Annotated in this window: 7 protein-coding genes; all 7 read right to left on the bottom strand. The window is 71.1% G+C overall.

The genetic code is table 11. The annotated features are described in order from the left end of the window. Positions 1-24 precede the first annotated feature (24 nt). From OG385_RS34385 to OG385_RS34415, 7 genes are read right to left on the bottom strand one after another with little or no spacing between them, the layout of a single operon-like run. Positions 25-4,041 carry an amino acid adenylation domain-containing protein gene (locus OG385_RS34385; RefSeq protein WP_266861790.1) on the bottom strand — a complete coding sequence of 1,339 codons (4,017 nt, stop codon included), beginning with the start codon at positions 4,039-4,041 and terminating at the stop codon, positions 25-27. Beyond that, a complete protein-coding gene (locus OG385_RS34390) occupies positions 4,038-8,690 on the bottom strand; it encodes a non-ribosomal peptide synthetase (RefSeq protein ID WP_266861792.1) in 4,653 nt (1,550 codons plus the stop codon). Before OG385_RS34390 ends, OG385_RS34385 begins: the two co-directional genes overlap by 4 nt. Then, entirely contained in the window at positions 8,687-9,526 is an 840-nt protein-coding gene (locus tag OG385_RS34395; RefSeq protein ID WP_266861794.1) for a thioesterase II family protein, read from the bottom strand. Before OG385_RS34395 ends, OG385_RS34390 begins: the two co-directional genes overlap by 4 nt. Then, the gene (locus OG385_RS34400; protein ID WP_266861796.1) at positions 9,523-10,269 is read right to left on the bottom strand and encodes a thioesterase II family protein; all 747 of its coding nucleotides are present in this window, start codon (positions 10,267-10,269) and stop codon (positions 9,523-9,525) included. Before OG385_RS34400 ends, OG385_RS34395 begins: the two co-directional genes overlap by 4 nt. Positions 10,270-10,293: 24 nt before the next feature. Then, positions 10,294-11,565 (bottom strand): cytochrome P450, encoded by a 1,272-nt coding sequence (locus OG385_RS34405; protein WP_266861798.1) that lies wholly within the window; start codon positions 11,563-11,565, stop codon positions 10,294-10,296. Continuing rightward, positions 11,549-13,390, bottom strand: coding sequence for a non-ribosomal peptide synthetase (locus OG385_RS34410; RefSeq protein ID WP_266861800.1), 1,842 nt, complete (start codon positions 13,388-13,390; stop codon positions 11,549-11,551). The genes OG385_RS34405 and OG385_RS34410 overlap by 17 nt, the downstream gene beginning before the upstream one ends. Beyond that, positions 13,380-14,477 (bottom strand): branched-chain amino acid aminotransferase, encoded by a 1,098-nt coding sequence (locus tag OG385_RS34415; RefSeq protein WP_266862174.1) that lies wholly within the window; start codon positions 14,475-14,477, stop codon positions 13,380-13,382. Before OG385_RS34415 ends, OG385_RS34410 begins: the two co-directional genes overlap by 11 nt. Positions 14,478-14,490: the final 13 nt, after the last annotated feature.

The raw sequence follows: 14,490 nt of genomic DNA on the forward strand, positions 1-14,490 counted from the left end.
GGCCGCTGCGGGCGGGCGGCCGGTTCAGCCGGCTTTCGCCTCCGCCCCGCAGCGGCCGCAGTGCGCGTCCAGCGATTTCTCGATGACGCCGGCCAGCGCCTCGGCCTGGTCCTGGAGGAAGTAGTGGCTTCCCTCGGGGATCACGGCGAGGTCGACGCTGCTGCTGAACCGGTCCCACAGCCGGACTCCGCGACCGTATCCGGCGGTCATCGGGTCGGCGGTGCCCGCGATGAACGTGATCGGTGCGGAGAGCGGTGTGGGTGGTTCTGCGGGTTCGCTCAGCCAGGGCTCGGTCCCGCGGGTCCACACGTCGGCGAAGTAGCGGCCGCCCTCGGTCACGTCGTGGCGGAAGGCACGCATCACGAACGCGATGGTCTCGTCGTCGACCTCTGTGCCGAACCCGCCGATGGATCGCAGGTAGCGCACTTCCGCCTCGTCGGCCTCGGACACGCTCCCCCTGGTCGTCCCCACCGTCCGCGCACCGACCCGCAGCCACCCACGCTGCACCAGAGCCGCCATCACCCGCTGCAGTGCACCTCCGATGCGGCGTGGCTCGTAGAACGGGTACGAGGCTCCCAGGAACAGCCGTTCGACCGGCCGTCCCGCGGCTTCGACCCGGCGGACGACCTCGACGGCCATCGCCACGCCCACGCAGTGGCCGTAGACGGCGACGGGGCCGGGTGGCAGCGCCAGCACGGCCGCGGCGCACTCGCCGGCGATGGCGTCCACCGAGCGCAGTTGAGGGTCGCTTCCCGGTTCGTGTCCCGGCAGTGTCACCGCCTGGAGCGAGACATCGGAGGACAGTTGGCCGGCGAGGGCACGGTAGGCGATGGCGCTGCCGCCGCCGAACGGGACGCACACCAGGTTCGTTCCGGGCCGCGTCTGCGGCGGCGCCAGGTTCAGGAGCATGCCCGAGGCGGAGGCCGGTGACTCCAGTGCGGCGGCGAGGCCTCGCACGGTCGGGTGTGTGGTGATGAGGGGGATCGTCGCCCCGTCGATCTGCCGGATCGCGCGGACCGCGTCGAAGGAGGTACCGCCGAGCTCGAAGAAGTCGCTGTCGCGCTCGATCGACTGCACCCCGAGCACGGCCTCGAAGGCGGCGGCGACCGCCTTCTCACCCGCGGTCTCAGGTCCGCTCCACGGGCGGTTGGCCGGCCGTTGCACCTCTCGGCGCGGATCGGGCAGCTTTGAGCGGTCGAGCTTTCCGTTGCGGTTCAACGGCATCGTGTCGAGGACCGTCACCGTCGCGGGCACCATGTAGCGCGGCAGCCGGTCGGCGAGGTGTTCCTTCAGCCGCGCGGGCAGCTCCGTCCGGTCGGCCTCGGTGTCGGCTGCGGTCACGTACGCCGCGAGTTCGCGGTGCTCACCGCGCGCATGGACCGTGACCGCGCTCTCGCGCACGGCACGGTGCCCGGCCAGGGTGTGCTCCACTTCGCCGAGTTCGATCCGATACCCGTTGATCTTCACTTGGTGGTCGATGCGGCCGAGGAACTCCAGGGAGCCGTCGGCCAGCCTCCGTACCTTGTCGCCGGTGCGGTACAGCCGTGCGCCGGGGCCCGCCAGCGGGTGCGCGACAAACGTGGCCGCGGTGAGTCCGGGCCGTCCCACGTAACCGGTCGCGAGCTGGACTCCCCCCAGATACAGCTCTCCCGGCACCGAGCGCGGCGCCTCCGCGAGCCGTTCGTCCAGGACGTGGGCCCGTACGTTCGCCAGCGGCCGGCCGATGGGGACCACGCCCGGAGGGGCTGTGCCGGCGCAGTCCCACCACGTCACGTCCACCGCGGCCTCGGTCGGCCCGTACAGGTTGTGCAGTTCCACCTGCGGGAGTGTCTGTGCGAACCGGCGGGTGAGGCCGTGAGGCAGGGCCTCACCGCTACAGAGCACTCGGCGCAGGTCCGGCAGGTCGGTGGCGGCGGGGTCGTCGACGAACAGTTCCAGCATCGACGGCACGAAGTGGGCTGTCGTGACCCGTTGGTCGGCCAGGATCCCGGCCAGGTAGGCGGCGTCCTGGTGCCCTCCGGGGCGGGCCAGCACCATGACCGCGCCGGTGATCAACGGCCAGAACAGTTCCCACACCGAGACGTCGAAGCCGAAGGGAGTCTTCTGCAGCACGCGGTCGTCCGGTGTCAGACCGAAGGTGTCCTGCGCCCACAGGAGGCGGTTGAGAATCGCTTCATGGGTGACCGCGACGCCCTTCGGGCTGCCGGTGGATCCGGAGGTGTAGATGACGTACGCGAGGTCGGAGCCCTGCATCGGGACCGGTGTCCGGCTCGTGCCGGGCTCCTTCGGCGGCAGGGGGCTGACGACCCGCGTCGCGCCGATGCGGTGTGCGAGCGTCATCAGGCCGGGCTGTGCGATCACCACCTCAGCCCCGGCGTCGGCGACGATGAACGACAGGCGTGCCTCGGGAAGCGTCGGCTCCAGCGGCAGGTACGCCGCGCCCGCCAACTGTGCGCCGAGGACGGCGACTACGAGGTCATGAGAGCGTTCGAGACAGACCCCGACCGTCGAACCGTGCCGCACCCCCGCGTCGGCCAGCGCCGCGGCCACGGCGCACGACCGGTCCCACAGCTCGCCGAAGCTGAGCCCTCCGTCCTCCGCCACCACAGCGGGCGCGTCAGGCGTCCGCTCCACCCACCGCTGCACCAGTGCGGGCAGGCACGTCCCGCCGTCGCCGTAGCGGGCGAAGCTCCCGGACGCCGCTGGGTCCGCCTGGCCGAGGCGCGCGAGGCCGGAGGCGACGGGGCCGGTCCTCGCCTCTCGCGTCAGCCCCGTCAGGGCCGTCCGGAAGGCACCGAGGATCTCCTCAACGTCCCGGGAGCCGATGCGGTCGCGGTGGTAGAGCGCACGCAAGGTGGACGCCGCGGTGACGAAGACGGTCAGGGGTTCGCTGGTCTTCTCGAAATCCGTCAGCCCGCGCAGCGACAGTTGCTGTGCGTCGGTGCTGTCACCGAAGTCCACGGGGTAGTTCTCCAGGACCAGCAGGCTGTCGAACAGCGGCTCGGTCGCCGTCACCTTCGCCCAGGACTTGATCTGGGCGAGCGGACTGAACTCGAAGCGGCGGGCCGCCGCGTTCAGCGCCTGGACCTCACGCAGCCACTCCCCCACTTCGCGGTCCATGGGGACCGTCAGCTGCAGCGGGAGGCTGTTGACGAAGCTGCCGACCATCCGCTCCACCTGCGGCAGCAGCGCGGGCCGGCCGGAGCAGGCCACGCCGAACCGTACGTCGGAACCTCCGCTGAAGCACTCCACCACGAGGGCCCAGGCCGCGAGCATCAGGGTGCCCGGTGTGACCCCGTGTCGAGCGGCGGTCCGGCGCAGCGCGGCGCTCAGTTCCTCGCCCAGGACGAGGTTGTGCTCGTCGATGACCGAGGGCGGACCGTCCGGCGGACTCGGCCGCAGAGGACCCAGTCGGTTGAATCCACCGGCGTCGCCGAGGGTCTCGGTCCAGAACTCCCGTGCGGCGTCCAGGTCCTGCTGCTGGAGCCATGCGATGTAGTCGCGGTAGGGCGGGGCGGGGGCCGGCGGCGGTGCCCCTGTGGTGAGGCTGAGGTAGCGGTGGACGACCTCCCCGATGACCAGCGGCACGGACCAGCCGTCGATGGGCAGCATGTGGTGGGTCCACACCACGAGGTGCCGGTCGGCGCCCAGGCACACCAGGTCGAGGCGGAGCAGGGGTGCTTGCGCGAGGTCGAACCCTGCCGCCCGCTCGGCCGCGAGCAGCTGTTCCGCCTTCTCGTCCTGCAGGGGCGTGTCGAGTTCGGACCAGTCGTGGCGGCGCAGTTCAACGGGCGCGTGGCGGTGCACGACCTGCAGGGGCGTGTCCATGCCCTCCCAGTGGAAGGACGTGCGCAGGGCCGGGTGTGCGCGCACGGTCTGCTGCCAGGCGGTCTCCAACGCCGGTGCGTCGAGCGTTCCGTCGACGGCGAAACTGTGCTGCGCCAGGTAGGTGTCGGAGTCCCCGCCGTAGAGGCAGTGCAGCAGCATGCCTTGCTGCAGTGGTGACAGCTCGTAGACGTCCTCCACGTCCTCCGCGCTCACTCGGCCTGCCTCTCGGCGAGCCTGCCCAGCAGGCCGTCGAGCTGGGCCCGGTCGACGCGCGCGAGCGGGAAGTCCTCCGTCGCGCCCTCCGGGTTCGCCGCGCCGATCAGTGAGCGAAGGTGAGCGGTGTGGCGCAGGCAGAGACGTTCCACGGTCGTGGCGTCGTGCCGCAGTTCGCTGTATTCCCAGGAGACGGCGAGTTCGCCGTTGCGTACGCCGGCGCGCACATCGAGCGGATGGGGCCGCAGCTCGGAGGGGCTGCGATCGCCGCCGATGGTCTCCGCGGCGACGGCGAAGGTACCGGACGCAGGCTCCACGGCCTTGCCCGTGTAGGCGAACGAGAGATCGACCGGCGCCGCCCGCAGCGGCTCGCGCCCCTGGCTGAGCAGCTGCCAGCCGGTTCCGCCCGCGGGCACGGCGCGCAGCGTCTCCTTGACGGTGCGGAGTGTTTCCTCTCCGGCGGCGTGCAGGAGCAGCGGGTGGGCGGGGCTGAACCAGCCGATGGTGCGCGTGACGTCGACGTCGTCGAACAGCTGCGCCCGGTCGTGGCGGACGACGTCGACGAGGTGGTGCTCGTGGCCGGTCCACTCCTCAAGGGTGCGGGCCAGCGCCGCGAGCAGCAGTTCCTCGACGGTGCAGGCCAGCCGGTCGGGGGCCGCGAGCAGGGTCGCGGTCGAGGCCGGGTCGAGGCGCGCGGTGGCGGTCCGGGAGCCGGCCTCGGTGTCGGGTCCGCGCTGATCCGGATGGTCCCCGGGCAGTCGTCCGCGCTGTTCCTCCCCGGGATCTGCGGTCACCACCTCGGACCAGTACGGGCGTTGGCCCTGTACGGACTCCGATGCGGCATGGGAGGCGAGCCTGCGTGCCCAGGACTGCCATGACGTGGTCTTCGGCAGGAACCGCAGCGGCTCACCGGCCGACAGCTGCACCACCGCGGTCTCCAGGTCCTCAAGGAGGATCCGCATGGACGCTGTGTCGGCCACCAGCCTGTGGACCACGACGGCCAGCTGGTCCGCACGCCCCCGACCCGTTCGCAGCAGCGCGACCCTGATCATCGGCCCGACCGCGGGTTCGAGGCTGCGCTGCAGCTCCGCACAGACCGCAGCGGTCCGCAGGTCCGGGTCCGGGCCGTCGGAGAGGTCGTGGTACGCGAACGGGGTCTCGTCACCGCGCGGGGCGATGCGCGACCGGGTGCGGGCCCCCGCGAGCAGCAGCCGCTGTCGCAGCCCGTCATGGTGTCCGAGCACCGCTTCGACTGCTGCGCGCAGCACCTCGGGGTCGACCTCGACCGCCAGGTCGAGCAGCACCGAGAGGTTCCACTGCGCGGGCTGCGTCAACTCGGCCGTGCAGAAGGCGTGCTGGGTCGGTGCAAGGGGTGCGGGACCCGTGACGTCCGCCTGCTCGGCGTCGACGGTGCGGCCGGCCTCGACGACCACGGCGAGCCGGGCGACGGACGGGTTCGCGAAGAGGTCGTACGGGGTCAGCCGCAGCCCCGCCTGCTGTGCCTGGGCAACCACCTGGATGGCGAGGATCGAGTCGCCGCCGACCTCGAAGAAGTTGTCGTCGACACCGATCTCTGCGATGCCCACGACACCGGCGACGATCCCGGCCAGCGCCTGTTCCGTCGCCGACTCCGGTGCGCGGAAGCCTGCCGCGCTCACCGCGTCCTCGCGGCTGGGGGCGGGCAAGCGCGCACGGTCGATCTTGCCGTTCGCGTTGAGCGGCAGCTCCTCCATCTCGACGAACGCCGAGGGGACGAGGTAGGAGGGAAGCCGTTCGAGGAGGAAGTCGCGCAGCCCGGCGGCGACACCGGCCATTCCGGCCGACGGCACCACATGGGCCAGCAGCCGGCGGTCTCCCGGGGCCGGCTCATGGGCCGTCACCACGGCCTCCGCGACCCCGGGATGGTCTGTGAGGGCCGATTCGACCTCGGTGGGCTCGACGCGGAAGCCACGGATCTTGACCTGCGTGTCCACCCGGGAGTGGAACTCAAGGTTGCCGTCCGTGCGGCGCCGCACCAGGTCGCCCGTGCGGTAGACCCGCTCGCCCGGCGACGCCGGGTCGGCGACGAAGCGCTGTGCGGTGAGGCCCGGACGGCCCAGGTAGCCGCGGGCGAGGCTGACCCCTGCGATGTAGAGTTCGCCCACTCCGCCGTCCGGGACCGGCCGCATCCGCCGGTCGAGGATGCGCAGGTCGGCCGACGGAAGCGGGGTGCCGATCGGCAGGTTAGGCCACTCCGCCTCCGGGTCGTCCGGGTCCAGCCGGAAGAAGGTGGAGCTGACCGTCGTCTCGGTGAGGCCGTACACGTGGGCGAGGGGCACGCCGGTGCGCCGCCACATGGTGAGGCGCTCGGGCAGGACCCGCTCACCCCCGATGATCACCAGGCGCAGATGCCTCGGGAGCTGAAGGCCGAGCCGGTCGATCTCGCGCGTCCACTCGTGCCAGTAGGCCGTGGGCAGCTCCATGACCGTCAGGTGCTCCCGCTCGACCAGCGCGACGAGGTCGTCCTCCCCGCTGATCAGGTGTTTCGTCGGCATCACGACGGCGCCCCCGGCGAGCCAGGTCGGGAACAGCTCTTCGACGAGGACATCGAAGCCCGGGGAGGCGAACTGCAGGAACCGGTCGCCGGTGCCCAGGCCGAGCCGATCCACCACGTCGCGGGCGAACACCGCGAGCGACCGGTGCTCGATCACGGCGCCCTTGGGCCGGCCGGTCGATCCCGAGGTGTAGACGACGTACGCCGCCGATGCCGGATCCGGCAGGTCGAGGTCGGCCTCGTCGCCGTCCTGTACGTCGTCACCGTCCATGAGGACGGTGGTCCATGCGCCCGTCCCTGGCCTGTCCGCCAGCGGCTCCTCTGTCACCAGCACCCGAACGTCCGCGTCGGCGAGCTGGAACGCCATGCGTTCCGGCGGGTACGTCGGGTCGATGGGCACATACGCCCCGTGCGCCTTGAGCACGGCCAGGATCGCCACGGCCAGGGCCGGTGAGCGGTCGACCAGGACGCCGACGCGCGCGTCCCGCCGGACTCCTGCGGCCCGCAGCCGGTGGGCGAGCCGGTTCGCACGGCGGTTGAGCTCGGTGTAACTGGTCGCGACTCCGTCCCAGACGACCGCCGGAGCGTAGGGGGCGAGCCGCACCCTGCGCTGGAACTGCTCGATGAATCCGCTCACGTCGTAGGAGAACGTGGGCTCGCTCCCTGCGGCGCCGGCCCTGAGCTCGACAGCCCAGACGGGGGTGTCGGGTGCGGTGACGAGCTGGTGGAGCACCCGCTGGAACTGCTCGGCGAGCAGTGCGACCGTGGCGGAGTCGAAGAGTTCGGACATGTAGTGCCACTGGATCTGCAGCGTCCCCGCGTTGGGCGTGACGTTGAGGGTGAGGTCGACCGAGGTCTTGGCCGGGGCGATCGACACGGGTGTGATGCGCAGTCCCGGCAGGTCCAGGGTCATGTCGGGCACGGTGAGTACGTTGATCCAGACCCGGCTGAACGAGGTGCGGGTCGACTCACGACCGAGACCGAGGCCCTCGGCGACCCGCTCGAAAGGGAGGTCCTGGTGGTCGAGCGCGCTCGCCAGCGTCGCGTGCGCCTCCCGTACGGCTTGACGGAGCGTCAGTCCGTCGTGCATCCGCACCCGCAGCGGCAGCGGATTGGCGAAGCTGCCGATGAGCCGCTGGCTCTCCCCGCGGGTACGTCCCGACACGAGCGAGCCGACGACGACGTCGTCCTCGCCCGAGTACCGGTTGAGCAGCACCGAGCACGCGGCGAGCAGCACGCCGAACAGCGAGGCGCCCTCCTGTTCGCCGAACCGCTGCACTCCGGCCGCCAGCTCCTGCGGGAGGTGCGTGTCGTACACCCCGCCCGCATACGTCGGGCGCGCCGGAACGGGACGGTCGGCCGGCAGCGCGGACTCGGCTGGCATGCCCTCCAACTGCTTGTGCCAGTGCTGGACTTCGAGCTCCTCCCGCTCCTCGTCACGCTCCTCGCGCTGCCACGCCGCGAAGTCCCCGAACTGGATATCGAGCGAAGGCAGATCCGCCGGGCCGTCGCCGAGACGGCTGCGGAACATCGCAGCCAGCTCCTCGACGATGATCGCCAGCGACCAGGCGTCCGAGGCCGCGTGGTCGGCCGCGAACAGCGCGACATGGACCTCCGTCTCCAGCCTGAGCAGCGTCACCCGCAGGCGCTGCGGATCGGCAGGGTCGAAGGGACGGGTCATGTCACGTCGGGCGAGCCGCGTGACCTCGTCGTTGTGCCGGGCCGGCGCCAGATGGGTCAGGTCCACCACGGGCGTCGGCACCGGCGTCACCGCCTGGACGACCTGGACCGGTGTCCCGTTCCCGGCCAGGTCGATCGTCGTCCGCAGCACCTCGTGGCGCTCGACGATGTCGGTGAGAACACTGCTCAGCAGGCTCAGGTCGAGGCTGCCTTCCAGCCTCAGGGCGCCGGTGATGTTGTTGACCGACCGGATCTGTCCGACCGCCCACTCCCGGTGCTGGGAGACACCCAGCGGGGTGGGGGCGGAGCGGTCGCGGGGCAGGATCCGGCCCCCCGCGCTGTCCCCGCGAGCGGCCGCGCGGTCTGCCAGCCGCGCCTCAAGCACGGCCCGCTGCTCCGGCGGCAGTGCGGCGATCCGCGATGCCAAGTCGCTCATATCGCCACTCCTTCGTCGATCGGCCGTGGCCCCGTTCCTTCCGAGGGAGCCGAGGGCCGGGTGCGGGCCGGGGGTCCGTCGAGCGTTCTGCCGATGGAGTCGATCACCTTGGCCTCGGATGCGGAGTCGAAGAAGTGTCCGCACGGCAGGACCTCCATGGAGAAGGCCGCCGTCGTCTCGTCCCGCCACGCCTGCATGTGCTCCGGCCCCGCCTCAGGGTCGTGCTCCCCGGCGAAGGCGTGGATCGGCAGGTCGAGCGGCACGTCCGGGTGGAAGTCATGCGTACTCAGCACCGACAGGTCCGCCTCCAGGACGGGCAGCAGAGCGGCCAGCAGGCTCGCTTCCGCCAGCACGGACGGTGGGGTTCCGCCCATCTCCCGCACATAGCCCTCCAACCCGTCGTCGCGGTCCTCCCAGAGCCAGTTCCCGTCGTCGAGGGCCGGCCCGCCGCTCGCGGACACGAACAGGGCGCGGGGCAACGGCAGTTCACGATCGCGCAGGGCGTGCGCGAGCGCCCACGCCACGCGAGCGCCCATGCTGGATCCGTAGCAGGCGAACGGCTGGTCCAAAGACGGCCCCAGCACGTCGATCAGCTCCTCCACCAGCGGATCCATCCGGGCATGGCGTTCTTCGAGGAACCGGTCCGCGCGCCCGGGAAGCTGTACGCCGATGACCTCCACCGACGGAAGCCGCGCGGCCCAATGGCGGAAGACCCCCGCGCTCCCGCCGGCGTAGTGGAAGCAGAGGAGCTTGGTCGCCCCGGCGGGCAGGGGCGCGGCGAACCGCTTCAGCCAGAGCCGTTCCCGCGCCGTCGCCGTCCGCGCGGCGCCGCTCATGACGCGACCCCGAGTGCCGCGCCCATCAGGTCGAGCAGCTCGGACGGCGCCTCGATGAACCGATGGTGACTGCCCTCCAGCAGTTCCGACTTCGTCTCCCCGCATGTCGGCCAGCCGCCCATGGTGGCGTACGGGATCTCCTCGTCCCCGGTCCAGCCGATGGCCACGATCGGGCACGGCAGCCGGAAGGGGTCGGGCACGACGTAGCGCTTGTTGGTCTCCACATCCGCGCGCAGGACCTCTAGGTACAACTCGATCAGCTCGGCGGACGGTGTGCCGCCCAGTTCGCGGATCAGCTTCTCCAGCTCGGCGCCCAGCTCGTGGTCGTCCATCTGCAGGAACCTGCCGGCGGGTCCGTCCTGCGGGGCGACTTCGGACGAGACGAACAGCGCCGACGGGGTCGCCACGTCCCTCGTCACCAGCTGCACCGAGGTCTCGTACGCCGCCAGCGCCGAACCGCAGTGGCCGAAGAAGCCGAACGGCACGTCGAGGTGGGGCGCCAGCCCCTCGATCATCTGCTCGGCGAGTTCCGCGTAGGAGGTGAAGTTGGGCTCGGCGAACCGCGACTCGTGCCCGGGGAGCTCGACCGGCAGGTACTCCACACCGTCCCGCTCCACGGGCCACTGCCGGTACATGCTCGCTCCGCACCCCGAATAGGGAATGAGAAAGACCCGGGCGCGCGCGGACCGCGACGGTTCACGGGTCAGCCAGCGCTTGCGGAGGGGAGGTCGGGACAAGGACATGGGGAACCCTTCCGACGTTCGGACTCAGCCTGCGTGGGCAGGCGACGCGGTGATCGGCAGCTTCCGGTAGCCGGAGACGAAGTTGGAGCGCAGCCGCTCGGGCTCCCCGGCAGGCTCGAACGCCGTGAACCGCGTCAGCAGCTCGTTGAACAGGGTGCGCAGCGTGACCCGCGCGACGGTGTGCCCAACGCAGTAGTGGGGGCCGATTCCGAAGGCCAGATGCTTGTTCGGGCGCCGGCGGATGTCGAAGTGCTCCGGATCCGGGAACACCGCACTGTCCCTGTTCGCCGCGCCGAGCCAGCTGACCACGGCTTCGCCCGCCCGTATGCGCGTCCCGCGAATCACCACGTCGTCGACGGCGTAGCGCATGAAGTGGCTGACGGGTGAGCCCAGGCGCAGCGCCTCCTCAACGGCCGTCGGGGTGGCGGTGATGTCCTCGGCCCACCGGCTGAGGGTTCCGTCGGCGATGCGCTCGGTCATCATGTAGTTGGGGGCGTGCGGCGTCGTGACGACCGCTCCGAGCAGCACGCTGTAGCAGTTGGACATGACCTCACCGGGGGTCATGGTGCGTCCGTCCACCTCGGTGGTGATCAGCACGCTGATGAGGTCGTCTCCGAGGTTGCGGCGCCGCTCGCGGTAGATGTCCTGGAAGTACGCGAACAGTTCACGATGGGCGGCGTCCAGTGTCGCCTGAGTGCCCGCCTCGCTCTGGTACGCGGGATCGTCGGCGGCGACCGAGGCGACCAGGAGCTCGCCCAGCCGCGGCCAGTCCGCACGCGGCAGCCCCATGGACTGGCCGCCGATGGCCACCGGGAGGGCCAGCATCGCCTCCGCGAAGTCGAAGCCGCCGTCGGCGGCCAGCGGTGCCAGCGCCTCGTCGACCAGGCTGCTGATCATGCTCTGCTGCTTCTCGATGGACTTGATGGCGAGCGCCTTCTGCAGGCGCGCCCGCATGACGGTGTGCCGCGGCGGATCGGTGGCGGCGATCTGCCGCCCGCCCGCCGGGTCCTCGACCCCGAGGATATTGATCATCGTGCCGCGCTCGGAGGTGAAGGCGGCGGCGTCCCGCAGCACCCGCTCCACATCGGCGTACGTCACCACCGACCAGAATCCGTTGTGGTCGTCCACCTGGGTCCACTCCAGGTGGTCCTCCTCGCGCATCCGCGCCCAGACTCCACGGAATCCCATCTCGGTGAAGGCCGCTGAGTGCGCCAGACCGGCGGCGGCCGCACCGACGGGACAGCCCGCGGCCGGTTCTGCGGACGAGTCGACCTCGTTCTTACTGAGCCGATGCATCCGTGGTCCTCTCTGGATTCGACTCCTCCGCGCTGCCGCGGAGCTCTTTCGCAAGTTCGGCGATCGTCGGTCGCAGGTACAGCGTGCGTGCGGGCAGCGTCGAGTCGAACTCCTCCGGCAGCGCGGCCAGCAACTCGGCGGCCAGCAGGGAGTGCCCGCCCAGGTCGAAGAAGTTGTCCTCGACCCCGACATCCTCGATGTCCAGCGCCTCGCTCCAGATCTCGGCCAGTCGCGCCTCGACGGAGTCCCTGGGCGCCACGTACTCGTTCCACACGTTCCGCGGGATCTTCGCCGACGGCAGCGCCGAACGGTCCACCTTCCCGTTCGGGTTGAGCGCCAGCTCGGGGTGCACGACGATCGCCCACGGGACCAGATGTGCCGGCAGTCCCGCCTGCAGCTGCTCCCGCAGCGAGGCGCTGAACGCGGGCCAGGTCGACGGGTCGCCCCCGGCGCCCACGTACGCGATCAGACGCGTATCGCTCGCCCCGTAGGTGCGGGGCACCACGGCTGCCTGCGCGACGCCGGGGAGGCGCAGGATCTCCGACTCCACCATGCTCGGCTCGACGCGGTAGCCGCGTATCTTCAGCTGCCGGTCCACCCGGCCGAGGAACTCAAGGGTGCCGTCGGCCCGCCATCGCGCCAGGTCGCCGGTGCGGTACATCCGGCTGCCCGGTGCCGCATCCGGGTCGAGGTCGGCGACGAAGCGCATCGCGGTCTCCGCCCCGCGGTGCAGGTACCCGTTCGCCACCCCGCTTCCGCCTACCCACAGTTCGCCGGTCTCCCCGTCGGCCACGGGCCGCAGGTCGTCGCCGCGGACCACTGCGGAACTGCCGTCGATCGGGACGCCGATCGGGACTGTGGGCGCCGAACCCGGATCGCGTGTGGTCCAGCAGGTGCTGAAGGTGGTGTTCTCGGTCGGCCCGTAGCCGTTGGTGAAGATCAGGTCGGGGTAGGCGGTCATCACCCGCCTGACGTGGGCCGGGGACAGCACGTCCCCGCCGGCGAGCAGATGCCGGATCCCGGCCAGACCCTCCAGGTGGTGCATCACCATCTGGTGGAACAGCCCCGCCGTCAGCCACAGCACGGTGACGCCCTCGGCGCGCATGGTCCCGGCCAGATCGGCGAGATCCAGGTTGGCGCGCAGCGGCGGCCCCAGGGCCAGCCTCAGCCCTCGTACGAGGGGCATCCAGATCTCGAAGGTGGACACGTCGAAACCGACGCGGGTGAGCTGGAAGAACACGTCGTCGTCGCGGACATCGATCCACGACGGGTCGTCCACAAGGCGGAAGACCGCCCGATGCGAGACCACCACGCCCTTGGGGTCGCCGGTGGAGCCCGACGTGTAGCAGACGTACGCCGGGCTGTCCACGGGAGTTCGGTCGTCCTCGTCGGCCGGGACGGACGGAGATGCCCCGGGCTCGTCGTCGTCGATGTTCAGCACGACCGGCAGGTCGATCCGGTGGGCGGAATCGCTGTGGGCGACGGCGTATCGGGCGCGGGTGTCGGCCAGGATCCGCTCCCGCTGGCCGATGGGCTCGGCCGGGTCCAGATAGAGATAGGCCGCGCCGGCCCGCAGCACGGCCGTCAGTGCCACGATCAGGTCGATCGACCGGTCGAGCAGCACCACGACGGTGTCGCCGCGCACCACCCCGGCGCTCCCCAGGCGCCGTGCCAGTGCCGCCGAGCGCAGGTCGAGTTCGCGGTACGTGAGGCGCAGATCCCCGTGGCTGACGGCGATCGCGCCGGGTGTGCGGCGGGCCTGCTCGCCGACCATCTCGTGGATGCAGCGCGGCTCGTGCGCACGGGCCCTGAGTTCAGCGGACATGATGGACCCAGCCCTCCGGGTCGGGCGCCGAACCGTGCTGGATCCCCAGCAGCTCCCGGCGCAGCCGGAGGGTGACCGGACCCGGTGCGCCGTCGGCGACCTTCCATTGCCCGCTCTCCGACTTCACGGTGCCGACCGGGGCGATCACGGCGGCCGTTCCGCAGGCGAACACCTCAGTGAGCTCACCGGACGCGCACTCCTCGCGCCACTGATCGATGGAGATCGGGCTCTCGGCCGCGTCATAGCCCAGTTTCGGCCCCAGGGTGAGGAGCGAGTCCCGTGTGATGCCCGGCAGCAACGTGCCCGTCAGAGGCGGGGTCGTCAACCGCGGTCGTCCGTCGCGAGGTGTGTGGACGAAGAACAGGTTCATTCCCCCCATCTCCTCGGCCCAGCGGTGTTCCATGGCGTCCAGCCAGACCACCTGGTCACACCCGTGGGCCGTCGCCTCCAGCCCGGCGGCGAAGGCGCCCGCGTAGTTGCCGCCCGTCTTGGCACAGCCCGTTCCGCCGCGGACCGCGCGCGTGAAGTTCGTCGACAGCCAGACCGCCAGCGGCTTGGGCGGTCCTCCGCCGAAGTACGCGGTGGCGGGCGAGGCGACCACACAGAACAGGAAGGTGCGCGACGGGTGGGTGAAACCCAGCGAGGGATCTGTCGCGATCATGAAAGGGCGCAGATAGAGGCTTCTGCCGGCCCCTTCAGGCACCCAGTCGCGATCGTGGGACACCAGCAGTTCGACGGCCCTGACGAAGATCTCCGGTGGCAGTTCGGGCATCGCCATGCGCCGCGCCGACGCGTTGAACCGTGCCGCGTTCGCCTCCGGACGGAACAGCGTGACCGCCCCGCCGGGTTGCCGGTATGCCTTCATCCCCTCGAACAGCGCCTGCCCATAGTGGAAGACCGAGGTCGCGGGCTCCAGCGTGAACGACCCGTAGGGTTCCAGGCGTCCGTCGTGCCAACCGCGCTCGGCGGACCAGCGCAACGTCACCATATGATCGGTGAACGTCTGCCCGAACCCCGGCTCCTCCAACACCGCGTCCCGTTCAGCGGCGGGCCGGGGCCGGCGCGTAGGACAGATCTCGAAGTCCATCGTCGCGGCGGTC

It is taken from the genome of Streptomyces sp. NBC_01306, from assembly GCF_026340465.1.
Lineage (GTDB): Bacteria > Actinomycetota > Actinomycetes > Streptomycetales > Streptomycetaceae > Streptomyces.